The sequence below is a fragment of the Arthrobacter sp. CP30 genome (assembly GCF_053470025.1).
Window position 1 is genome coordinate 148974 of sequence record NZ_JBQEMM010000008.1, and the last position, 21473, is coordinate 170446.

23 protein-coding genes and 1 pseudogene are annotated in these 21473 nt (G+C 65.3%); 9 read left to right on the top strand and 15 right to left on the bottom strand.

Going from position 1 to position 21473, the window contains the following annotated elements:
* Positions 1-234, top strand: a complete 234-nt coding sequence (locus ACTIMO_RS12130) for a DUF5703 family protein (protein WP_055771038.1) — start codon at positions 1-3, stop codon at positions 232-234.
* Between the two features lie 117 nt (positions 235-351).
* Here ACTIMO_RS12130 and ACTIMO_RS12135 read toward each other — a convergent pair whose 3' ends face one another.
* Both ACTIMO_RS12135 and ACTIMO_RS12140 read right to left on the bottom strand, forming a co-directional pair.
* Complete coding sequence (locus ACTIMO_RS12135; protein WP_422391942.1) at positions 352-1524, bottom strand: acyl-CoA dehydrogenase family protein; 1173 nt, start codon at positions 1522-1524, stop codon at positions 352-354.
* A 29-nt stretch (positions 1525-1553) separates the two neighbouring features.
* Positions 1554-3098, bottom strand: coding sequence for a M20/M25/M40 family metallo-hydrolase (locus ACTIMO_RS12140; RefSeq protein WP_448182568.1), 1545 nt, complete (start codon positions 3096-3098; stop codon positions 1554-1556).
* Between the two features lie 92 nt (positions 3099-3190).
* Here ACTIMO_RS12140 and ACTIMO_RS12145 point away from each other — a divergent pair, with 92 nt between their 5' ends.
* Positions 3191-3475: a hypothetical protein gene (locus ACTIMO_RS12145; RefSeq protein ID WP_448182569.1), complete on the top strand. Its 285-nt coding sequence runs from the start codon at positions 3191-3193 to the stop codon at positions 3473-3475.
* A 128-nt stretch (positions 3476-3603) separates the two neighbouring features.
* Here ACTIMO_RS12145 and ACTIMO_RS12150 read toward each other — a convergent pair whose 3' ends face one another.
* Complete coding sequence (locus tag ACTIMO_RS12150; protein WP_448182570.1) at positions 3604-4614, bottom strand: nitronate monooxygenase; 1011 nt, start codon at positions 4612-4614, stop codon at positions 3604-3606.
* Between the two features lie 75 nt (positions 4615-4689).
* Positions 4690-5142 (bottom strand): VOC family protein, encoded by a 453-nt coding sequence (locus tag ACTIMO_RS12155; RefSeq protein ID WP_448182571.1) that lies wholly within the window; start codon positions 5140-5142, stop codon positions 4690-4692.
* Positions 5143-5579: 437 nt separating this feature from the next.
* On the opposite strand from ACTIMO_RS12155, the gene ACTIMO_RS12160 reads away from it, so the two are divergent.
* Positions 5580-6269, top strand: a complete 690-nt coding sequence (locus tag ACTIMO_RS12160) for an ANTAR domain-containing protein (protein WP_448182572.1) — start codon at positions 5580-5582, stop codon at positions 6267-6269.
* 120 nt (positions 6270-6389) lie between these two features.
* Here ACTIMO_RS12160 and ACTIMO_RS12165 read toward each other — a convergent pair whose 3' ends face one another.
* Positions 6390-7166, bottom strand: a complete 777-nt coding sequence (locus ACTIMO_RS12165; protein ID WP_448182573.1) for a GAF domain-containing protein — start codon at positions 7164-7166, stop codon at positions 6390-6392.
* Positions 7167-8173: 1007 nt separating this feature from the next.
* Here ACTIMO_RS12165 and ACTIMO_RS12170 point away from each other — a divergent pair.
* The 3 genes and pseudogenes from ACTIMO_RS12170 (at position 8174) to ACTIMO_RS12180 (ending at position 12167) form a co-directional block, all read left to right on the top strand.
* Positions 8174-9535 (top strand): annotated as a pseudogene (locus ACTIMO_RS12170) (DUF2254 domain-containing protein).
* A gap of 23 nt (positions 9536-9558) precedes the next feature.
* Entirely contained in the window at positions 9559-9813 is a 255-nt protein-coding gene (locus ACTIMO_RS12175) for a YrhK family protein (RefSeq protein ID WP_422391934.1), read from the top strand.
* A gap of 560 nt (positions 9814-10373) precedes the next feature.
* Positions 10374-12167, top strand: a complete 1794-nt coding sequence (locus ACTIMO_RS12180) for a BCCT family transporter (protein ID WP_448182574.1) — start codon at positions 10374-10376, stop codon at positions 12165-12167.
* On the opposite strand, the gene ACTIMO_RS12185 is transcribed toward ACTIMO_RS12180, so the two are convergent.
* Together ACTIMO_RS12185 and ACTIMO_RS12190 are read right to left on the bottom strand one after the other, a co-directional pair.
* Positions 12086-12715: an AAA family ATPase gene (locus ACTIMO_RS12185; protein WP_448182575.1), complete on the bottom strand. Its 630-nt coding sequence runs from the start codon at positions 12713-12715 to the stop codon at positions 12086-12088. The genes ACTIMO_RS12180 and ACTIMO_RS12185 overlap by 82 nt on opposite strands.
* A 32-nt stretch (positions 12716-12747) precedes the next feature.
* Complete coding sequence (locus ACTIMO_RS12190) at positions 12748-13098, bottom strand: hypothetical protein (RefSeq protein ID WP_448182576.1); 351 nt, start codon at positions 13096-13098, stop codon at positions 12748-12750.
* A 150-nt stretch (positions 13099-13248) separates the two neighbouring features.
* On the opposite strand from ACTIMO_RS12190, the gene ACTIMO_RS12195 reads away from it, so the two are divergent.
* Positions 13249-14160, top strand: a complete 912-nt coding sequence (locus ACTIMO_RS12195) for a MerR family transcriptional regulator (protein ID WP_448182577.1) — start codon at positions 13249-13251, stop codon at positions 14158-14160.
* Between the two features lie 500 nt (positions 14161-14660).
* A complete protein-coding gene (locus tag ACTIMO_RS12200) occupies positions 14661-15275 on the top strand; it encodes a hypothetical protein (protein WP_448182578.1) in 615 nt (204 codons plus the stop codon).
* A 47-nt stretch (positions 15276-15322) separates the two neighbouring features.
* Here ACTIMO_RS12200 and ACTIMO_RS12205 read toward each other — a convergent pair whose 3' ends face one another.
* The 3 genes from ACTIMO_RS12205 to ACTIMO_RS12215 form a co-directional block, all read right to left on the bottom strand.
* Positions 15323-16819: a DUF6297 family protein gene (locus ACTIMO_RS12205; protein WP_448182579.1), complete on the bottom strand. Its 1497-nt coding sequence runs from the start codon at positions 16817-16819 to the stop codon at positions 15323-15325.
* Between the two features lie 46 nt (positions 16820-16865).
* Positions 16866-17543, bottom strand: a complete 678-nt coding sequence (locus ACTIMO_RS12210; protein WP_448182589.1) for an ABC transporter ATP-binding protein — start codon at positions 17541-17543, stop codon at positions 16866-16868.
* Positions 17544-17875: 332 nt separating this feature from the next.
* Positions 17876-18151, bottom strand: coding sequence for an Lrp/AsnC family transcriptional regulator (locus ACTIMO_RS12215; RefSeq protein WP_448182580.1), 276 nt, complete (start codon positions 18149-18151; stop codon positions 17876-17878).
* A 276-nt stretch (positions 18152-18427) separates the two neighbouring features.
* Between ACTIMO_RS12215 and ACTIMO_RS12220 the strand changes: the two genes are divergently transcribed.
* Positions 18428-18859 (top strand): rhodanese-like domain-containing protein, encoded by a 432-nt coding sequence (locus ACTIMO_RS12220; RefSeq protein WP_448182581.1) that lies wholly within the window; start codon positions 18428-18430, stop codon positions 18857-18859.
* A gap of 147 nt (positions 18860-19006) precedes the next feature.
* Here ACTIMO_RS12220 and ACTIMO_RS12225 read toward each other — a convergent pair whose 3' ends face one another.
* The 5 genes from ACTIMO_RS12225 to ACTIMO_RS12245 all read right to left on the bottom strand — a co-directional run bounded on the left by ACTIMO_RS12225 (position 19007) and on the right by ACTIMO_RS12245 (position 21388).
* The gene (locus ACTIMO_RS12225) at positions 19007-19180 is read right to left on the bottom strand and encodes a CsbD family protein (RefSeq protein ID WP_448182582.1); all 174 of its coding nucleotides are present in this window, start codon (positions 19178-19180) and stop codon (positions 19007-19009) included.
* 233 nt (positions 19181-19413) lie between these two features.
* Positions 19414-20040, bottom strand: coding sequence for a hypothetical protein (locus tag ACTIMO_RS12230; RefSeq protein ID WP_448182583.1), 627 nt, complete (start codon positions 20038-20040; stop codon positions 19414-19416).
* Positions 20041-20054: 14 nt separating this feature from the next.
* A complete protein-coding gene (locus ACTIMO_RS12235; protein ID WP_448182584.1) occupies positions 20055-20603 on the bottom strand; it encodes a DUF6286 domain-containing protein in 549 nt (182 codons plus the stop codon).
* Entirely contained in the window at positions 20600-21202 is a 603-nt protein-coding gene (locus tag ACTIMO_RS12240) for an Asp23/Gls24 family envelope stress response protein (RefSeq protein ID WP_448182585.1), read from the bottom strand. Before ACTIMO_RS12240 ends, ACTIMO_RS12235 begins: the two co-directional genes overlap by 4 nt.
* Positions 21203-21205: 3 nt before the next feature.
* The gene (locus ACTIMO_RS12245; RefSeq protein WP_448182586.1) at positions 21206-21388 is read right to left on the bottom strand and encodes a DUF2273 domain-containing protein; all 183 of its coding nucleotides are present in this window, start codon (positions 21386-21388) and stop codon (positions 21206-21208) included.
* Positions 21389-21473: the final 85 nt, after the last annotated feature.

The following is a 21473-nucleotide window of genomic DNA, read 5'->3' on the forward strand; positions in this document are numbered from 1 at the left end:
ATGCGAGAACATTTTCTGAACGCGACAGCCGTCCGGGAGCGGGATTACGGGCGGCAGTACGAGTATCTGGTGCTCACCGTCACTGCGGGTGAACCTCTCCCCGCGGCGCGGAAACTGCTCACCGAACATGCCGAGTACGGCAAGTGGGAGCTCGAGCGCAGCTGCATCTACATGGGCGGCAGCAGGCGCTACTGGTTGAGGCGGAAGGTCCTGCGCGTGGAGCGCACGGCCTGACCCCACCGGGCCGCCGGTCGGTCAGGTCCCGGAACCGCCGGTCGGTCAGGTCCCGGAACCGCCGGTCGGTCAGGTCCCGGAACCGCCGGTCGGTCAGGTCCCGGAACCATCAGTCGGTCACGACGACGGCGGCCCCAGCAGCGAGGTCGCGACCGTCGACCGGGCTGATTCGACGGTCGACGGATGGAACTGCCCCGCCAGGGCATCACGGTGCAGGCGCACCACCTCGGAGTCCGCCGAGAAGCCCGACCCTCCCCCCACATGCAGCGCGACCCCTGTCGCCTCCACAGCGGCGTCGACCGCGTGGGTCTTGAGGGTCACGAGGCGCGGGAACCACGCCGGTCCGGCCTCGTCCCCCGCATCGAGGTCGCGTATGACGTTCTCGAGTTCGGCATCCGCTGCTGTGCGCCGCATCGCCGCCCCCGCGAGCAGGTTCCGCAGCACCGGGTCGTCGGCGAGCGGTCGTCCTGCGGTGTGGCTCCGCCTCCGCAGGAGCGACTGCGCCGCGAGTTCCAGCGCACGGTCGGCGATGCCCAGATAGACCGCGGCGATGAGGGTCTCGAACGCGGCGAAGATCCCGAAGACCAGGAGGTCGGCGTTCGGTCCGACGGGGAGGCGGCGGAAGACGGCGGCTGCAGGGACACGGACATCGGTGAGGCGTGTGGTGTTCGACTGCGTGGCCCGCATACCGAGGGGATTCCAATCGGCCAGGGTTTCCACCCCTGGCGTACCGCGCGGAACGAAGGCGTGCAGGATCGAGTCCTCGGCGCCGTCGCGCCCCTCGAGCTTGCCGAAGACACCGAGCCTGGTCCAGACGGGCGAGAGACTCGTGAAGACCTTGGTGCCGGTGTAGCCGTACCCGCCGTCGGGGGTCCGTTCGACGCGCGTCAGGGAGTCGAAGAGGACGGCGTCGTTGCCCGGCTCGGACACCCCGAACGCGAAGACCTCGCCGCGGGCGACGTCGTCGAGCACGAATTCCAGGCTGGTGTCACCGCGGTCCGCGAGCAGGCCGGCCACCGCAGTCCAGACGAGGTGCATGTTCGTGCCGAGGGCGGTGGCCGGCGCCGCGGAGGCCAGGAGACGCTGGGCCCGGGCTGCGCGCGTCAGCCCGCCCGAGGCGCCGGGCCGCACGTCCGCGAGCATGCGGAGATACCCGCCGGCCGCAAGGTCGTCGAAATCTTCCGTGAAGAAGGAGTTCGCGGCGTCGTAGCCTGCGGCCCTGCCCCGGAAGCGCTCGAGCAGCTCCGCGGTGAGGAGCTGACCGGCGGCCGTTGCGGACGTCGTCGTCATGATCGCCCCTGCCGTCCCGACACCTGCCGTCAGTAGGTGGTGAGCAGGCGGGCGAGCACCTTGGCGCCGAAGCGGAGCGAGTCCGCAGGCACGCGCTCGTCGACGCCGTGGAACATGCCGGTGAAGTCGAGATCGTCCGGCAGTTGCAGGGGTGCGAAGCCGTACCCGGTGATGCCGAGGCGGCTGAGCGACTTGTTGTCCGTGCCGCCCGAGAGCGTGTACGGCAGCACCGTGGCGCCGGGATCCTCGGCGTGCAGGGCATCGATCATCGAGTCGACGAGATTCCCCGCGAACGGCACCTCGAGGGAGGTGTCCTTGTGCTCGTAGCTCACGTCGACGCCCTCCCCCGCGAGTCCGCGGATGATCTCCAGGACCTGGTCCTGCTGGCCCGGGAGGGTGCGCACGTCGATCAGCGCCTCGGCGGTGCCGGGGATGACGTTGTGCTTGTACCCGCCCTTGAGGACCGTCGGATTCGCCGTGTTCTGCAGCGTCGCCCCGACGAAGCGTGCCACGGTGCCGAGTTCCCGCAGGAGGATGTCGGGATTGTCCGGGTCGAACTCGACGCCGGTCAGTTCGGTGACGCCGTCGAGGAACTGGCGCGTGGTGGGCGTGAGCTCGATGGGCCAGGCGTGGTCACCGATGCGCGTGACGGCCCGGGCGAGGGCGGTCACCGCGTTGTCGGTGTTGATCTGCGAGCCGTGCCCGGCCCGGCCGTGGGCCACCAGCCGCAGCCAGGAGATACCCTTCTCGGCGGTCTGCAGCAGGTAGGTGCGCTGCCCGCCGATGGTCGCCGAGAAGCCGCCCACCTCGGAGATGGCCTCGGTGGCACCCTCGAAGACCTCGGGCTTGTTGTCCACGAGCCAGGAGGCACCGTACGCGCCGCCGGCCTCCTCGTCGGCGAAGAACCCAAAGATGAGGTCCCGTTGCGGTTTGACGCCGTCGCGCTGCATGGAGCGGAGGACGGACAGGATCATCGCGTCCATGTCCTTCATGTCCACGGCGCCACGGCCCCAGATGAGCCCGTCCTTCTCCTCCCCGCCGAAGGGGTCGACGGTCCAGTCCTCCTTCTGGGCGGGCACGACGTCGAGGTGCCCGTGCACGACGAGGGCCGGGAGCGACGGATCCGTGCCCTCCATGCGCGCGACGACGGACGTGCGGCCGGGAGCGGCTTCGAACAGTTCCGTGGACAGGCCCACCTCCTCGATGAGGCCGGCGGTGTACTCGGCGGCGGACCGCTCGCCCGGACCGGCGTTGTCGCCGAAGTTCGAGGTGTCGAACCGGATCAGTTCCTGGCAGATCCTGACGACTTCATCTTCGGGGGTGATGCCCATGTGGTCCTCCTGGGTAGCAGTTGCTGCCCAGCCTACCGAGGGTGGCGGGCGCCGTGGGGACCGGCGGGTGAGCGGCCGTTCCGCCCGACGGCTTCGGACGGGCGCGCCCGGCAGGTACCCTGACCGGAAGCGCGGCAGCGGGTAAGCATGAAGATCCGGCACCTGAGCGGCGTCTCCTGGATCGCCACGGGGCTCATCGCGGCCCCGGGAGTGCGTGCGGCGAGCACCATCCGGTACTGCCACGAACCGGTGGTGGCCAGGGTCGCTTCGCCCGTCAGCTTTGTCATCGCCGCTGTTCCGGGCCTCATGGTGCTTACCCTCGGTGTCTTCCTCAGTTGTGCGCTCACCGTCCTCGGCCCGTCGGGCTCTTCGTCATCATCGTCGTCGTCTACGGCGCCGTCCACGGTACGCGGCGAACTCTCGGACAAGGGTTGTTCGGGTTGCGGACCGTCAGGACCACGACGCTCGACGCGTCGGGTCGTGGCGACGCGGCTGGCACGTGCTCGGCGCCGCTGCTCGTGCCCGGGGCGCCACTCCTCGACATCGGTCCGATCCTCAGCGCCAACTCGTACACGGTCATCGACGGGCGCGGGCGCTTGGCGGTCGTCCGCCCGCGCTGACCCGATCGACTGTCGGCCCGGAGTAGCAGGCCGCAGAACGGTCCAGCGCTTGGTCGCTGCGCGGTGATCTCCGCCTGACTGATCACGGTCGCCCGTCTGGTGCCCGCGTGGCGTGGCTGGTGTCGATGTCAGGGTGCGAGGTCGGCGATGATGTCGGCGGCCGGCCCGGTGCGGGTGGTGCGGTAGCCTGTGCCGGCCCACAGGTGGAGGGCCTGCAGGTCATTGTTCCTTGCCGCTGCAGCACGCAATGGCGCGGTGATGTAGTGGATCTGCGGGTAGGCGTGCCCTGGTCGCTCGTGGTCGTCCATGAACCTGTTCCGTAGGCCCCGGGCAGGTCTGCCGGTGAAAGCCCGGGTCACCTTCGTCTCGGTGAAGGCCGGGTCATGCAGTGCTGAACGGTGGGCGGGAGTAGTCCCGGCTTCGTCGGCCAGGAGCAGGGCAGTCCCGACGTGGACCGCGGCGGCTCCAGTGCCGAGGATAGCCTCGACCTGCTGGCGCGTGCTGATACCGCCTCCCGCGATCAGCGGTAGGTCGACGGTGTTCCTGATGGCAGTGATCAGCTCGGGAAGTGCGTCGGTGCCCGGATCCGCAGCGGGGTCGAAGGTGGCTCGGTGGCCGCCTGCGTCCGGGCCCTGCACCACGAGGATCCGCGCGCCGCGGCCTGCCGCGGTCACCGCTTCGCTCGTGGACGTGACGGTGACGGCGGTATGGATGCCAAGGGTGGTCAGCTCGTGCAGCACGTCGGCTTCGGGGCAGTCGAAGGTGAAGGACACGAGGTCAGGTCTGAGGTCTCGGATCACGTCGAGCTTCTCCTGCCAGGCGTCGTCGTCCCACTTGTGGGCGCCGACCTCGATGCCGTACCGGTCGGCGTAGTACTTCAGTTCCTGCCGGTAGTCCTCCAGTTCGTCCGCGTCCACGTCGTTTCTGGAAACGACGAACAGGTTCACCCCGATGGACCCTCCCGTCAGTGCCCGGGTGCGGGTGATCTGGTCCGCGAGCTGCGCCGGCGTCCTGTACCCACCGGCGAGGAAACCCATACCACCGGCACGGGTGACGGCGGCGACGAGTTCGGGCGTTGAAGGCCCTCCCGCCATCGGGGCTCCAATGATCGGTCGCTTCAACTCGAAGGGTAAGGGCACAGGACAATAATCGTGGATGGGTCGAACATCGCGTGGACACCTGAACGCGTGTCTCCTGATTGCGGCTCCCGCAATTCAGCTGTGCGTCGTGTTCTCCCGGATCTCCTCGAGGCTCAGCTCCGGTGCACCGTCGGCCGCCGCCGCCGGATCCATCCACACGAAGTCCCAGTGGTGGCCGTCCGGGTCGTCGAAGCTCTTCGAGTACATGAACCCGTGGTCCTGCTCGCCTGCAGGGGTCGCGCCTGCGGCGAGGGCCTTCTCGTGGAGGCCGTCGACCTCCTCCTTGCTGTCAGCGCTGAGCGCGAGCTGGACCTCGGTGGAGGTGGTGGCGTCGATGATCGATTTGCTGGTGAATGCGGAGAAGAACTCGCGTGTGAGCAGCATCGCCGTGATCGTGTCGCTGATGACCACGCTGACGGCATTCTCGTCGCTGAATCCTTCGTTGATGGAGTACCCCAGAGACTCGAAGAACGTTCGGGATCGGGCGAGATCACTGACAGCCAGGTTGACGAAGATCGTGGTGGGCATCGACATGACCCTTCTCTGAAGACGTTGGTGGTCCGCCGCCACCGATCGTCACTGCATCATGAAGACGGGTTCACCGCGTTGTCAAGCACCCCGCAGCAAGCCCTCGTCCTCGACACCCACGGCATCAAGTCCAATGAGCGCGACACGCGCACCCACCGAACGTACTCACGCTCCGCGTGGACGGCAGACGAAAGCCGTCCACGCCGTTGCAGAGCTCAGCATGAAGCACGGCCGCGACGGACGCGATCGCTTCGATCGGCGCAATGGTGACTGTTGAGGCTTCGGCCGATTATCTGACCGCCAAGACAGGATCGCCGACGGCAGGAATCCGATATCAGGGTCCGTGCAGCACGAGGACGCGTGTCCCATCACGTCAGGCCCGCTGCCGGGATCCGGTTCTACGTGAGCGTGACAGCGTTACAGCCCAGTTGCAGAACATGGTGCTGGAAAGCGACGACGTCCAGGAGTTCCTGAACGGACTGGTCACGGTTGCGGCTCAGGCGTTCACCGGCCCTTATGGGGACGTGTTCTGCGGCATCACGCTCCTGCGCCCGAGGTCCATGATCACCGTCGCCAGCAGCAGCGAAAAAGCCCGGCAGGTCGACGAGGTGCAGTACGGGTTCGACGACGGACCATGCCTGCGGGCGGCTCGAGAAGGCATCACCGTCCACATCAGGGACTTCCTCACCGACCCCCGGTTCCCCGAGTACCGCGACGCGATCGCCAGCTACGGACTCCGCTCGGCCCTGGGTATCCCGATCCGCCTCGACGACGGGGCCAGCGCCGGCCTCGACTTCTACTCCACCGAACCGAACACCTTCGACGCAAAGGGCATCCGCGTCGCCGAGGGATTCGCCCGCGATGCCTCCCAGTCCCTTCGCCTCGCCGTCCGGGTCGCCAAGCTCACCGAAGCCGGCACGAACATGCGCACGGCCATGGAATCACGCACCAGCATCGACATGGCGATCGGCGCGATCATGGCCCAGAACCGGTGCAGTCAGGACGAAGCCACCGCGATCCTCCGCAGGGCATCCTCGAACCGGAACGTGAAGCTCCGCGACCTGTCCGCCGAGATCCTGAACTCGATCGGGCAGCACAGACCCGTCGTCACCTACTTCGACAGCTGATCCCCACCACCGGTCCCACCAACCGGCCCTCCATGCTGGTCCTCGCCGTCCGGTGTAGTCCTGCGCGATCTTCCTGCGCGGCAAGCCGTGGCCACGAGCGGTGCCCGCTGATCGCAGGCGTCAGGAGTTGATTTCGTCTTCGACGAGGCGGGCGAGTTTGCGCAGGAAACGCCCGTCCTGGGGTGAGAAGCCGCGCGGCTTCTGGTCAATGACGCACAGTGTTCCTACCGTCCAGCCTCCGGGGCCACGGAGAGGGTAGCCGGCATAGAAACGGATGAAGGGCTCCCCTGTGACCAAAGGGTTCGTCCGGAAGCGGTCGTCCTCGAGGGCATCGGCGACGATCAGCGGCCCGGCGTTGCGAATCGTCGCGTTGCAGAAGGTGATTTCCCGTGGCATGTTCTGCTCGATGGGCCCGACCACCGACTTCAGGAACAACCTGTGGTCGTCGACCAGCGCCACGATCGACGAGCTGACGTTGAAGTGGTCGCGGGCCTGCTGCGTGTACCGGTCGAAACGCTCCTCGAACGGCGAATCCACGAGGTTCGTATGCATGACAGCGTCCAGGCGTTCCTGCTCAGCCTCCTCATCCGTGAACAGGAAAGCGCCGAACGCGCCCAGCGCCCTACGGGCATCCTCCGGCGTCTCGGCGGCTTCGTCGTCCTCACTGCGGGGAATCTGGATGTTCACAGAACTACCCTCGAGGAGTTCATTCATGGCATCCGCGAGGATGGAACGCTCCGCTCCGGACAGAATCAGGAGTCCCCCGAGGTACGCCTCGACCTCGAACTCCGATACCTCCCCGCCCAGGCCGTAGTACTTCACCCACAGCTCACCGACAGTGATGTTCGCCTTCGACAACGCGAGGGTCGTGAGCCTGATCTGCGTCTGGCCGTCCATAGGATCTCCGGTCCCGTCCATCCTCTGAAAACCAAACCGCTCGACCTTCGGCAACGGCGAGCTGGGGCTGAAGCAGTGCGTGCTGTGCAGCACCAATAATCAGCTAGCTTAGTTTTCCAAGGGTAGAGCAGTACTTGGCGCAAAGGAAACGATCACCTCGTGTGACGGTCCGATCGTTCTCCTTCCGTCGGGGATGAGCTGATCCGCGGCCCATAATGGGTCGTCACACGTGATCAGCGAGTCGATCACTCATGATCAGCCCTGCGCGAAGACGTGGCCGCTACCAGGTGACAGCCCGTGCGAGCACACCCGTCCAATGGCGCCAAGGCCCGGAGGCACGACGATTCCGTTCGAATGGACGGCTATTCGACGCTGAGGAACGTGAAGTGGGTGATAGCGGAGAGACCAGACGACGCTGACTCCGCGCCAGAAACAGAAAGAAGTACCGGGGGGACGCGAGAGCGGTCTGTTCCGCACCGAGGTCGTGGCAGCTCGCTTGGACAGGCCCGTGGGCCCGGCCCGCTGGGTGTCATCTTCCTGTTCGTGGTGCTGGGGCAGATTATGGCCACCAGTTCCGGCATGATTCTGTACTTCACCGTCGTGGGGTGGATGTTCTGGGCGGTGTTCGTCGCCGAGTTCCTCCTCAGGGCTCGCTGGATCCCTTGAGGCATACGAGGTAGTTTTCGACACAGCAGGAGACGCACCAGGAGCAAACACGACCATCACGGGCGAAGGCGACGGCGAAACAACTGAGCTCACGATCCCCGTCCTGGACGGCACACTCGAGCGATACCAGCCCTACCTCCCCGAGCGATTCCGTCGTTGTCCCACCCCTTCGTAACGCCCGGGTGTCACCGCTACCCGCGGCGCAGGCAGTGCAATTTCGCAGATTCACCGTCAGCTTCTCGGTCAGCAAGCTGCCACGTGGCTGCCGCTCGGTGGCTGGACGGCACTATCGACGGCGGATGGGACAAAGATGAGGGCAACGATATGAGGGGTGTTCTGAGATGAGTCGTGTGGATGGGCAGTCTGTTCGGGAGTCGTTGCGCGCCCAGTTGTGGCCGGTCCCATTGGCGGCGGTGCTGGTGGCAGTTGTTCTCGGGCAGGCTCTTCCGTTCCTCGATGAGCGCGTGGATGACCCCCTTCCGGCGGCGGTGTCCGGTGTGCTGTTCGGCGGGGGCCCGGAAGCGGCCCGGTCCTTACTGGAAACGATCGCCAGTTCCACGATCACCGTGACGTCGCTGACGTTCTCCCTGACGGTGGTGACTCTGTAACTGGCCAGCAGCCAGTTCTCCCCCCGCCTTCTGCGCACCTTCACCCGGGACCGGTTCGTCCACAACACCCTGGCGCTGTTCCTGACGACTTTCGTGTTCGCGTTGACCGTCCTGAGAAGCATCCGGGTGCAGAGCAGCGCAGGAGAGAGTTTCGTCCCGGAGATCGCCGTCACCACAGCGTTCCTCCTGACCCTTGCCAGCGTCGTCGGCCTCGTCCTCTTCCTGGCCCACCTCGCGCGGCAGATCCGGGTCGAAACGATGCTCCGCGACGTGCACCGCGAAACCGAACACAGCCTCGAGCGCATCTACCCCGAACCCCTGGACACAACACCCCTTGAGGTACGTTCTCCAACGAACAGGGGGCTGCTGCGAAGCCCGCGCTCGGGTTTCCTGACCCGGGTCGACGAGGGCGGCCTCCTGGACATCGCTACCCGCCGAGGTATTTTCGTCAGCGTCGACGTCAGCCCGGGGACTTCCCTCATCGAATCCGTTCCCGTTGGACGGTTCTGGGCCGCCGACGGCACTCCGCTCGAGGATCACGAGAGCGCAAAAGTGTCGGAGGAGATCCTCGGAGCTTTCAGCACAGGGTTCGAGCGCACCTCGACACAGGATCCGTCGTTCGGGTTGCAGCAGCTCCTGGACGTGACCGACAAAGCTCTCTCCCCCGGGGTGAACGACCCCACGACCGCCGTCCACGCGCTGAGCCACATCTCGGCGCTGCTGTGCTCACTCGCCGGCCGGTCCACAGGGCCTCGCACGCTCACCGACGGCGACGGGGTACCCCGGGTGAAGCTTCACCTACCCACCTTCACCGATCTCGTGGAACTCGTCATGGATCAACTCATCACCTACGCCTTCACCGACCCGCGGACCGCCAACCGCACCATCGACATGCTCTCCGAGATCCACACCACAGCCACTCTTACCGGCGCCGCGTTGTCCACCACCACCCCGCTCAACGCGCAGCTCGACAAACAGCTCGAGCGTGTCCGCACCGCGGTCGAGAACTCCCCCATGGACGACACGATCCAGCGGAACCTCACCGAGAAGATCAACAGCATCAGGACGACCATCAGCACGAGTATCGGTCGGTGAGGGCGATCTCTGAGGGCGACGATATGGACGTACCACTGGGTGGACGGGAACTGGTCGTGCACAACAGGTACGAAGTCCTGTCGATCGTGAACGACATCCTGGTCGCGCTCTGGTTCATCATCGGCAGCATCCTCTTCTTCCAGGAGAGCACCACGACGGCGGGGACCTGGCTGTTCCTGATCGGATCGATCGAACTCCTGGTCCGCCCCGTGATCCGCCTCTCCAGGAACGTCCATCTGCGCGCGATCACCCGCACGAGGAACAGCAACGACTACTGATCCGCCACCCCCGAACCAGGCACGGCAGCCCCGAATCACCTACCCGGCAAACGGGTACACCTACGTGGCGCAGCCCGTAAGTCCTACGACGGAACAGGAGCGGGTACAGGCCGCATCGGCATGATGGTTTGTCCCGCTCAAGGATCAGTAGGCATCCGCACCACTCTGCATACGATCATCGGAGCGACCCGCATATGAGCCGACACGTAGGCCTCGAGAAAATCCTGTCGGGCCACCGCCGACATGGCATCCACGGGAACACCAGTGGCCCACAGCCCGGATTGCCCCTCGGGTGAGAGCGGGGAGATAACGATTGGCCCACGATGCCCTTACAGGATGAACCTGCCATGCAACCCCCGCGCATCGCTGCCATGACGCGTAAACGGCGTTCGCCTGCCGGTGCGTGCCGTGCCTCTCCGCCCAGGCGCTAGGTGCCGTAGACGCCTTGGTCCAAGTCCTCGACACGAATGCCGTCTGTAGGCTTTCTACCCGTCATCCTGTCCGGAGTGCGGGCCGGGATGTTCAATGAGCCCGCCACGCATCGACGAAGGAGAACTGCCGTGAGTATAAAGAACAGGGAAGAGGGTGTCGTCGGCCCGCCCGACTCCGCCCGTCCGACGTCCCGTACGAAGCCCGCCCGCACGAAGCCCGTCCATTCCGCGCGTCTGGCGCTTCCGGTCTTCGTTCCCGCGGCGGCGCTCATCGTGCTGTTCGTGGCCTATGCGCTGATCGCCCCTGATTCCGCGTCCTCGTTGTTCGCCGGCATTCAGGAGAACGTCATTGGTGCCTTCGGTTGGTACTACGTGGCCCTCGTCGCTTTCTTCGTTGCCTTCTCCCTCTGGGTCGGGTTCAGCCGCTACGGCGATATCCGCCTCGGGAAGGACGACGACAAACCCGAGTTCTCCGTCATGTCCTGGTTCGCGCTGCTCTTCGCCGCCGGCATGGGCATCGGGCTGGTCTTCTGGGGCGTCGCCGAGCCGCTCAACCACTTCGCCAGCCCGCGCCCCGGGGTCACGGGCACTGACGTCCAGCTAGGGCAGCAGGCCATCACGCAGACCTTCCTCCACTGGGGGCTGCACGCATGGAGCATCTACGTGGTCGTCGGTCTGTCCATCGCCTACGCCGTCCACCGTCGGGGACGCCCCATCTCCATCCGCTGGACCCTCGAGCCGCTCCTCGGTGATCACGTCAAAGGCGGCTGGGGCCACGCCATCGACGTCGTCGCGCTCGTCGGCACCCTCTTCGGCGTGGCGACCTCGCTCGGACTCGGTGTACTGCAGATCTCGTCCGGACTCGACACCGTCGGGATCCTCGCCGCGACCAAGGCCACGCAGGTCGGCCTGATCCTCTGCATCACGGCGCTGACCATCGTCTCGGTCATCTCCGGGGTCGGCAAGGGCATGAAATGGCTGTCCAACATCAACCTGGTGCTCGCCGGTGTCCTGCTGCTCGTGGTCCTCTTCGCCGGGCCCACGCTATTCCTCCTGCGTGAGTTCGTCCAGTCCATCGGCAACTACCTGCAGAACGTGGTGGGCCTCACGTTCAACACCCTCGCGTTCTCCGGTGCCGAGGGCGAGGCCTGGCAGGCGGCCTGGACCACGTTCTACTGGGGCTGGTGGATGTCATGGGCACCCTTCGTCGGCATCTTCATCGCCCGGATCTCCAAGGGCCGCACCGTCCGCGAGTTCGTCGCCGGCGTGCTGCTGGTCCCCACGACGCTCGGGTTCCTCTGGTTCTCCGTGCTCGGTGGTTCCGCGATCTACCGGGAGATCTTCGGTCAGGGCGGCCTGATCGCAGAGGACGGATCGGTGGACACCGAGAACGCTCTCTTCGGTCTCCTCGGTGAGCTGCCCGGCGGCCCAGCACTGCTCATCGGCGCGATCCTCCTCATCGCCATCTTCTTCATCACGTCCGCGGACTCCGGGGCCCTGGTGATGAGCATGATCTCCACCGGCGGCGATCCCAACCCGCGGAACTGGATCCGCGTGTTCTGGGCCGGCCTCGCCGCCCTGGTAGCGATCTCCCTGCTGCTGGTCGGTGACACGGGTCTGAGCTCCATCCAGACCGCAGCGATCCTCACAGCACTACCCTTCAGCGTCGTCATGCTCCTCATGTGCATCGCCACCGCGAAGGCGTTCCACGGCGAGCACCGCGCCTGGCAGTCAGCCCAACGCAAGGCCGCCGCAGCAGCGATGGCAGACCGCGTCAGCGACCAGGTCAGCGAATCGATGTCTGGCCAGGTCGAACGCCAGGTACAGGAGCACCTCGCTGACTACTCCAGCGAGCAGGAAGCGGAGCACCTCCGCTCGCACAGCAGCAGCCGCGCTACACGCCGCCCCACCGACACACGATAAGCCGACCCTGCACGCAGCCCCTCCAGAGCTGCGTGCAGGAAGTCAGCCGTGATGCGGTGAACCACACCTAGCTCGAGGAACGATTCACCGTGGGACATCTCATGAAAAGGAACGTCCGGGCCGTTCGTGCTCGGATGTGACTCAAGGTACGTGAAGAACCCGTGCATGGTTTCGGCCCTCAGGGAGTACCCGCGACGGGTGGTGCCGGCGGTGCGGACCAGTTGAAGATGATCCGCTAGAACCGACTCTGTGGAACGCGTCCGGTGCTGTGCTCCGGTCGACCCTCCCTCGGGAGACAGCCCGTAGGCCAGAGCTATCGCCTCGATGATCGTGGACTTCCCGGATCCGTTCTCACCGACCAGGGCAGTTGCTGGACCATTATCGAGTCCGTGATCAAGGATCGTCGTCATTGGCGCCAAGATCGCCGGCCAGGCCCGGCGATCAAGGGTATGGGCGGGGTGCTCGGTCAGGCTTCGGATCGGGAAACGATCGAAGGCCATTCGCTCAGTGTGCCCGCCACCGGGTACAACGTCCGGTCCAGGATCCATCACCGGGATCTGCAGGGCGATCGATTCAAGCCTCAGCGCCTGCGTAGTCGGCCCGGTTCCGGTACGGGTAGCTCGATCATCGTGCCGTAGTCCTGCCCCCACCCGTAGTCCACGCTCTTCACCTTCAACACCTCGGGGCTCGCCTCGACGATCTGCACGCTGATCGGCTCACTACGGTCCGCGACGGACAACGCCCACGTGTCGGCCGGATAGCTCAGGCCAATGCTCTCCAGGACGTAGGACGCATCGTATTCATCGACAGCCTTCCCGAGTTCGTACCCGAAGACCGTCACTGGCAGGAACAAATCGCCGTCAGGAACGAGGTACCCAAGTAGCTCCCCGTCGTCCTGCCGGTAGTACGACGCCCACGATTCAGGAATCATCCTCCGATCGTAAAGGGCCTACACAGCGTCCGCTGATCCGTCCCCTGTGGAACGGTCCAGGAGCGTCCGCCTCATGAGATCGGGTTTGCACCTGCCGCAGCGTCATGTGGTCTGCTCGAAGCACGTCCGTCCCGCTCCGAAAGGTCCTTCATGCACCCGTTCCAGGCCCCACCCCGACAAGTCCTGATCGGTGACGCTGCTGCATTCGTCGGCATCACGCCCCGAGCGATCCGCCACTACCACCAGGTCGGGTTGCTTCCCGAGCGGGAGCGGGGCGGCGACGGCCGCCGCCGATATGGCTACGAGGAAATCATCCGGCTGCTCTGGATCCGACGCGTGGCCGACGCCGGGATCTCCCTCGACGACATCCGCGACGCCTTCGACGGCGCACCAAGTGACACCGACGGCGGTGACGGCGAGGACGAGATGGCAAGCGTCCTCGCTCGACTGGAGGACACCCTCGCCGCCCAGGAGGCCGAGTTGCAGCGAAAGCGCGCCTCGGTGCAACGCATGCAGACGCTCGGCAGTCGACTGGGACTACTCGACGGCATCGTTTCCGCCCGCCTCGAGGGCGCGCCCGAGGGCTCGCTCCGCCAGGACGACCTGGACGTCCTGCTGGTCACGGAACGGATCTTCGGTCCGCTCGGCGCCGCCGTCCAGGCCGGCCGCTTCCTCGCTCTGGCCGCCGATCCGGCACTGCGGGCGGAGTCCGACAGGATCGACGCCGCCGAGGCGGCCCTGGACGACACTGTCGCCGTCGACGACCCCCGCGTGATGCAGGTGGCGGCCGAGCGGCACGCTTTCGAGACCGCGCTGATGCGCGTCATCGAGGAGTCCGGCCAGTTGGAGAAGGAGAACGCACTCTTCGACGCCTGGGATGAACTGCACCCGCCCGAAGACGCCGACGCGGCACCCGGCCCCAAGCCGCCAGAGGCCTCCCGCGCCAGGAGCGCGGCGGAGGTCATCCAGAGCATGCCCTACGACTTCTCCCCAGCCCGCCTGCGCTGCATGGAGTTGGCAGTGCAACTCGGAGCACCCGAGGCGCCGGAGCCGACGTCCTGAATAGGGGCCCACAGATGTCCCCATGGGGGTCGGCTTGCGGCACAAACTGACCGGCTAGGGCAGGTAGTGGAGGGACGAAGCTCTCCCCACCCGAAACTGCTCTCGGCGATGAAGTCCTGAAGCTCTCTCTGCACGAGACGCACGAGGGCGTCAACGCCATCGTCGGAACGGATACTGCCCGATCCGCCGTCCTCGCCCAGTATCTGCCACCTGACCCAGGCGTCGTTCGTCTTAATAGGGGTATCGGAAGGAAGTGCCTCGCCCCGTCAGCGACCCGCTCCAGCCAAAACGTTAACGGCCGCAGTTCTGTAGGACAGGGCATCGTCTCGAAAATGGGCTCGAGGAGTCGCTTTAAATCTTGCACGTAGATCACTTCGGTCATGTGCCCACGAGAGAGACACCAGAGCTGCCGACGCCTAACTCACCGGTTCGTAGGGCGATCCTGCTGCGGGACGGATGTCCTCCAACTCGTTGTGGTTGTCGAGTAGGAGTATGAAGGAATGATGTTCTCTCCGTGCAGGGACCTTGCGGCCGCCCAGTGGATCGTGGCGAGTGATGAGCGCTGGTGGGATCTCGTGACGTTAGGCCCGACTGGTTTTCCCGCGTACGCGAGACTGCGGTTTATTCCAGATCCGGCTTATGAGGGTCAACCCGAACACGAGGGTGCATGCCGGAGCAGCGGCCTGCCAGATGACGCACCCTCGGAATCCGAGCAACTTCGCATCGCGGTGGACGTGTTGCTGCAGCACGCTGGCTGTCCTAACGAGGGGTATCTGCTGATGTGGGATGGATGGGGCGAGGATCAGTTTCCTGCCTCCGTGCTGCGCACACCCCATGTGGTGACCCCAAATCGTGAGTACGGCCTCTGCAGGGTGTCGCTCCCGGACTTGGTCTTTGGTGCGGTCGGAGACTCGTGGTCAGCCGAAACCGGTTACCCCATGCCGAGCCCCGCCTTCATTTGGCCCTTAGACCGGGTCTGGTGCATCACCTCGGACGTTGACCCCCGCTGGGCTGGTATCGGAGCTGACGCTGCGGCAATCGATACGCTCCTGACCGAATCACGTCTCGACGTCGTCCGGATCGAGGCGAACGAGAAGCCGCCCTTCTACCAGTAGAGCTATCAGACCGGGAGATGCATTTGAGGTGCCCGCAGCAGGGTCCTTCAGCGGGGGCTGGGGTTCGATGCTTGGACGGTGATGGCGGTGGTGCTGGCGATGAGTTGGGCGATGATCAGCCAAGGGTGGGCTGCGCCCAGGTAGAGGGCGAGGAGGAGCGGGATCATGGCAAGGACGGTCATGTCCGTTCCGCGCAGGAGCGAGGACATCTGATTCCTTGGGACGGGGCCGAAGGGGGTCTCTACCGGCGGTGTGGTCCAGTCCGTCGGGGGGCGTGTTGCTGCACGGGTGGCTCCGGCTCCCATGCCGGCGCCGGCGAGGACACCCAGAAGTACGAGAACGGGTGTGCCGGCACCGAGTACCACCAGTGCCCCGGTCAGGGCGCCCGTCCACGTTGCCATCGCGAGTGCGGGCATGAGCGTTCGGCTGCACCGCACCAGGGCCGGGCTGATGGGTAGGAACGCGTCGAGTTCGGCGGTGACTGCTGTCTGTCGTGCGACGGTCCCCGTTCCTGCTGTGACCAGACACCCGGCGATAAGGATCACGGTCAGTTGAAGGACCACAGGGAGGGCCGGCGTCATGACGGTGACGCCGACGGTGAGCCCCAGCCACACCAGAGCTGCGGTGGGCGGTGGTTGCACGCGCAGGAAAGCCACGACGTCAGCGCGGACCAGGGCGGCCAGTGGCCCGCGGGTGTGCCCTCCGTAGTAGCGCGAGCCGCGGCGGCTGACGTGTGCCGAGGGCGCAACCATCAGGGAGCGGCGGAGCTCGTTGAGGTCGACAAAGAAGATCGATGCCGCTGCATGGCCCGACACCGCACCGCCACGCTGCAACTCGGTGCCGCGCACGTCGCCGACGCGGGGTACCACGTAGGCGAGGAGTGCCGCAGCGAGGCTCGCAACCAGGACAAGGGGCAACACGGTGGAGGTGATGAACGGTAGGGCGGCTATCGGGAAGAGAGCGAGGAATATCCCCGCCCGCCGTCCAGTGGTCGCTGGTGCCAGTTGCAGGACTGCTGCGCCGGTAACAGCGACGACGGCACCGCCTCCGAAGGTCACTGCTGCGATTCCGTGCGCCGAGGGTGAACGGTCGAACATGGTCAGGACACTGAACGGCACGTAGGTGATCGAAGAGATCGACCCGACGGCGACCAATCGCGTGAGGAACGACGAAAGGACCATGGGCCAGCGATCGATCGGCAGCGGCAGCCACCACGCAGCCTCGGCCTGACCGACGGAGACAGGTTCCAGCTTGCGGGCCAGCACCACGACTCCGACCAACGCCAGATACGCCACCACCATCCACAAGATCCCAGCGGGCACCACCTGCGACTGCTCGGCCACCAGCGTGGAGTCGCCGACGTTCCTCGCCGTGATCTCCTCGCGCAGCGCCACGACGAGGGACCCGACCATCATCATCACGCAGACAGCTGCCAGCGCGTTCGAGTACACATCGACGAACAGGTCGCGGGTCGATGATCGAGCTTTGTTGTACTGCCGGGCTGCACGCCGAGTCGAACGGACGACATCCCATGCAAGGAGCACCGAATCAGCATCGGGCGTTGCCGGTCCTGGAGGTGCTGCCGGAGAGTCAGGCGCCTGCAATGATCTGCGCTCCCCGCTCCGTGCCCACCGTCGTCACGGTCTCGTCGATCACCAGACACGACGTCGCCGTCCTGACCAACAGGCGGGGGTCATGGGTGACCACGACGACCGTGGTGCCCGCATCGGCCCGCTTCCGGAGCCGTCGGGACAACGCATCGCGCATCACCGGGTCTAGACGCTGCTCGGGCTCATCGAGGAACAACAGTGATGACGGACGGATGAAACCGGCAGCCAGCAGCAGACGCCGACGCTGCCCGGAAGACAACGCATCGGGAACCGCATGGGCACGGTCCGCGATGCCGAAGTAGTCCAGCTCGGCATCCACGGCCTCCTCGGGAGCGCCCACCGAATGACCCCGAGCAACCAGGAGCAGATGTTCCCGTACGGTCAACGACGGGAAAAACACGTCCTCGTCGAACACCGTGGCGACCTGCCGGCGGAACATCACGGCATCGGGCATCACCGGTAGGCCATGAACCCGCACATCCCCCGCCAACGGGTCCTGACGCCCCGCCAGTGTGCGGACGACGGTGGACTTACCGGCACCGTTGAATCCCACCACCGCGAGAACCTCACCTCTTGCCACACCGAGGTTCACCTCCCCACACACGGGAGTGCCCCCATATCCGACCACCAAACCAACAGCCTCGAGCACATCCCCCACACCAGCCATACCCCAACCCTAAACAGCAATGACCAGCCCCCACTCAGGGCCTTCCGCCAAACAAAACTCCCAGTCGGCTCATACGAGAAGGAATTCTTGAGCGCGCTCTTACAGAAGCCCGCTAGAGGATCCTCCTGCTGCGGCGCGCTTGAGTATCGTCGTGGCCTTTTCCGATCGTTCTCCGGTGACAGAGTGAGCCCACGTCCGCACCGATGCCCTGCGTTCCTGGCTACAGTTTTACAACTACCACCGGCCACCAGCCACCAGTCACACGGCAGCCTCGGAAACAAAGCACCCATCACCGCTGTAACCAACGTCCTGTCTGAGTGCAGCTAGGCAGGGGTGATGTGGCGGGAGGGAACGGGGCTGGAGTAGACGACGCTAGTGGTGATGCCGCCGAGGGTGGCGAGGCGTCCGGTGATGCGTTCGAGGTCGAGCATGGAGCGGGCGAGGACCTTGATGATGAAGCAGTCCGCGCCGGTGACGTGGTGGGCTTCGACGATTTCGGGCAGGGTGGCCACGAGGTTGTGGAAGGGCTTGTAGTTCCCGCTGGGGTAGGCCAGCCGGACAAAGGCGGTGACAGTGTAGCCGAGGGCTTCGGGGTTCACTGTGATCGAATACCCCGTAATGACTTCGCTGTCGGTCAGGCGACGGAGGCGGTCGCCGGTGGCGCTCGGCGAAAGGTTGATGGCTCAGGCGAGCTGCGCGACGCTCGTTCGTCCGTCTAGTTGCAGATGGTGAATCATCGCATGATCGGTGGCATCGAGGTCCAACCGTTGATCCGAAGGCATGACGTTGAATCTACCGTGGGAACATACCGCCGGGAACGGTTCTGTCGCTGATGAGCTGTTCCGCGAACGGCATGGGCGCGGTTCGATTGATGCATGACTACTTCTCTTTCTGCGAGTGACTTCTTCGCCTCGAAACTCGCCTATGAAGTTGACCCTGCGGATCTCGCGGCCGATCGTGCGTCCGGTGTCGGCCCGCTGGTGATTGACACGCGTTCGGCTGAGTCGTGGAGCCAGGGCCGTGTCCCCGGCGCCGTGCATCTCCCTAACGCGGAGCTCGCAGCAGGCATTGCCGAGCTGGCAGCGAACCTCGATACGCCGATCGTGGTCTATTGCTGGGGGCCGGGGTGCAATGGCAGCACTCGTGGTGCCCTGATCCTCACTTCAGCGGGGTACACGAACGTGCGCGAACTGATCGGTGGGTTCGAGTACTGGGCGCGCGAGGGCTTCGCCACCGTGAGCGACACCGGCCGAACGCGCCGTTCACCGGACCCACTCACAGCACTCACTCCTACAGCGACGGCGTAGCGGTGACCATTCCTCGGGAACAGTTTTAGGCGTCGGTGGCCGTGGAGTGACGGTGACGTGGCGATGACAATCATGCTTGGTGGTTGGTCGTGATGCGGGTGAAGGCCACCCTCGTGGTTCCACTGGCTGGCCTTCACCCTGGAACAGTTACTTCTTGAAGGCGTCCTTCACGTTCTCGCCGGCGTCCTTGAGGTCGGCTTTGGACTGCTCGGCCTGGCCCTCGGCGCGCAGACGATCGTTGTCCGTCGCGTCGCCGTAGGCTTCCTTGGCCTGGCCGGTGATCTTCTCGGCTGCGTTATTGATCTTGTCGTCGAGTCCCACAATGTTCTCCTCCTTCGCATGATGTGTTGTGTGATGGGTGTTTCTGGTGCCGGCTCATGGGAGTGGGCCGGGGTCTGGATGCTGATCGGTCAGCGGCGGCGGTATGGCTTTTTCGGGCGCCCTTCGGCGACGCGGCGCCGCTCCATGTACCGGCCGAAGAGGGCGGTGACGATAGTGATGGCCATCTTCTTCATGGGTTCCTCGATTCTTAGGTGCTGGTGGTTGATGGGAGTTTAGTGGTGGGCCGAGGCCTGTTCGACCGTGACGGAGCTGTCCTTCTTGGGGTCGGCCTTCACATCGATGGCGATACCGAGTGATGCTGGCCCTCTGCCAAGAGTCAGGTTCAGGTCGTTGTTGATGCGGTGCTCGACGTCGGCTACGACCCGTGGCAGGTCGGCGTGTGACGTCGTGGTGATGCGGATCGTGATGTCCGGCGCGCGGGAGGATCCGCGGAGAATTGTTGTCGCTTGGGTGATGTCTTCGAGCTCTTCCACGCGGTCGCTGATGGCGTCCTCGAGAAGGCTCGGCTCCATGATGGTCAGCCCCTGGTTGTCTGGATCCTGAAGTTTCAGGTCCGATGCTCCGTGTTTGCGGGGCACTTGGGCTAAGAGCCAGAGGACGCAGAGTAGACCGATGATCAGACCGGCGACGATCAGGACAGTCGCGATGGTGTTGGTCGGTGCTGGATTGTCGGGAAGGTTCAGGATCGGCTGGTCGCGGCTTGGTGCCTTGAGGCCGCCGACGGTGCGGCCCTCGAGTAGTCCGAGACCGATCGTCGCGGTGGTCCCTGCGCTCAGGAGGATGATCAGGCCGATGATGGTGAGCCAGACGCGGTTGAGGCGTCCTGCGGTGTGTCGCATGGGGGAGCCTCTTCCTAGTCGTTGAGTGTGCTGGTGTTCACGCGGATGTGTGGGGTGTTTTTCAAGTGCAGGGAGTTCACCTGGGTACGGAGCCTTTGGTGTACGTCCTTCTCGATTTGGCTACCGTCCAGGGCGTAGGTGCCGATGCGGATTCGGGCTTGTCGGCCTTTGAGGGAGACGCGGGCGGTGTCGACGCCGTCGATCGCCTTCGCCTGGTCCTCGAGGTAGGTCTTCAGTCCCCGGCCGGTCAGCGCGGCTTCGGCATTGCCCTCGTGGTGTATGAGGTGCGCGTCATAGCGGCCGGGGACCAGGGCGGTGATGATGAGAGCTACGCCAATCAGGGCGACGGCGATGGAGGGGATGTACGCGGCCTGCGCCGACCATGGCGTGGCCGCAGCGCCGGCGACACCGTCGATGGCGGCCGTGGTCCCACCGGTCAGGGCTGTGATGCCGGCCCAGATCGCGGCGATAGCGGCGCTGAGGAGGACCAGGGCGACGACGAGGGCCGGGATAGTGCGGCTGGGGCGCTTGCGGATCGAGCGTCTGGTTGTTGGGGTGCTCATTGGAGGCTCCTGCGTGATCGTTCCGTGTGGGAAGAAAGTGCCTTAACGGTGATGTCGATGCGCCGCACGGTCAGGCCGGTGGTCTGCTCGATGGTGGCGGTGACATGACGGCGGATCTCTGCCGATCGGGCGGCAAGATCGGAAGGAAAGCCGAGCGCGACGTCGAGGAAAACTGACACGTAACGGCCGCTGAGGTTCACCGTCGCCTGTGGCCGGCGGTCCCTGCCGTGAGTTCGGCCGAGTCCGAGCACTCCCCCACCGACGCCGGTGAGGAAAGGCAATTCGTGGGCACTCTGGGCCGCCAGCTTCTCGATGACCTTCTCGCTCATCGTCAGCGACCCCCTATCAGATCCACCGATTCCACCGATCCCGCCGATCCCGCCGGCAGCCTCTGCCGGGTTGTGGTCGGTGTCTCGGTGGGGTGATCGACCTGAAAGGCCTGCGGGGTTGGCCGGGTCTGCGGGTTCTGTCGGGAGCGGGTGGGTTGCCGGCGCTGACGCTTCATGTCGCGGCGCCCGGCCTGCCACGGTCTCGGATCCGGCCTGCTGTTGCGTGGTCCGGCGTGAACCTGTGTCCCTGGCCCTGGTTGTGGGATCCATGGATCAGTTCCTCTTCGTGCGGGAACCGGTGAGCTGGTTGAGGTCGAGTGAGCCGTCCAGGAATCGGCCGATGAGCAGGCCGACGGCGGCGAAGATGATGACGGCGAGGAACTCCAGGAAGCCCCCGAAAACGGCGACGAAACCAAGGAGGAGACCCACGAAAAGTCCGATGGTGCTGTGTGACACGGGCGTTGTCCTAACACGGGAAGAGAATGCAACGAAAAGGAGGGGGGACCTTGCAGGAGAGCATGCAGGGCAATCTGTGCGGGGG

What these genes read in the sequence shown, in the direction of transcription:
- ACTIMO_RS12155 (WP_448182571.1), bottom strand. Translation starts at nt 5,142, where the DNA reads ATGCCCACCACGATCTTCGTCAACCTGGCTGTCAGTGATCTCGCCCGA.
- ACTIMO_RS12240 (WP_448182585.1), bottom strand. Translation starts at nt 21,202, where the DNA reads ATGGATCCCACAACCAGGGCCAGGGACACAGGTTCACGCCGGACCACG.
- ACTIMO_RS12195 (WP_448182577.1), top strand. Translation starts at nt 13,249, where the DNA reads ATGCACCCGTTCCAGGCCCCACCCCGACAAGTCCTGATCGGTGACGCT.
- ACTIMO_RS12190 (WP_448182576.1), bottom strand. Translation starts at nt 13,098, where the DNA reads ATGATTCCTGAATCGTGGGCGTCGTACTACCGGCAGGACGACGGGGAG.
- ACTIMO_RS12185 (WP_448182575.1), bottom strand. Translation starts at nt 12,715, where the DNA reads ATGGATCCTGGACCGGACGTTGTACCCGGTGGCGGGCACACTGAGCGA.
- ACTIMO_RS12160 (WP_448182572.1), top strand. Translation starts at nt 5,580, where the DNA reads ATGGTGCTGGAAAGCGACGACGTCCAGGAGTTCCTGAACGGACTGGTC.
- ACTIMO_RS12230 (WP_448182583.1), bottom strand. Translation starts at nt 20,040, where the DNA reads ATGCGACACACCGCAGGACGCCTCAACCGCGTCTGGCTCACCATCATC.
- ACTIMO_RS12130 (WP_055771038.1), top strand. Translation starts at nt 1, where the DNA reads ATGCGAGAACATTTTCTGAACGCGACAGCCGTCCGGGAGCGGGATTAC.
- ACTIMO_RS12220 (WP_448182581.1), top strand. Translation starts at nt 18,428, where the DNA reads ATGACTACTTCTCTTTCTGCGAGTGACTTCTTCGCCTCGAAACTCGCC.
- ACTIMO_RS12165 (WP_448182573.1), bottom strand. Translation starts at nt 7,166, where the DNA reads ATGGACGGCCAGACGCAGATCAGGCTCACGACCCTCGCGTTGTCGAAG.
- ACTIMO_RS12235 (WP_448182584.1), bottom strand. Translation starts at nt 20,603, where the DNA reads ATGAGCACCCCAACAACCAGACGCTCGATCCGCAAGCGCCCCAGCCGC.
- ACTIMO_RS12175 (WP_422391934.1), top strand. Translation starts at nt 9,559, where the DNA reads ATGGACGTACCACTGGGTGGACGGGAACTGGTCGTGCACAACAGGTAC.
- ACTIMO_RS12135 (WP_422391942.1), bottom strand. Translation starts at nt 1,524, where the DNA reads ATGACGACGACGTCCGCAACGGCCGCCGGTCAGCTCCTCACCGCGGAG.
- ACTIMO_RS12200 (WP_448182578.1), top strand. Translation starts at nt 14,661, where the DNA reads ATGATGTTCTCTCCGTGCAGGGACCTTGCGGCCGCCCAGTGGATCGTG.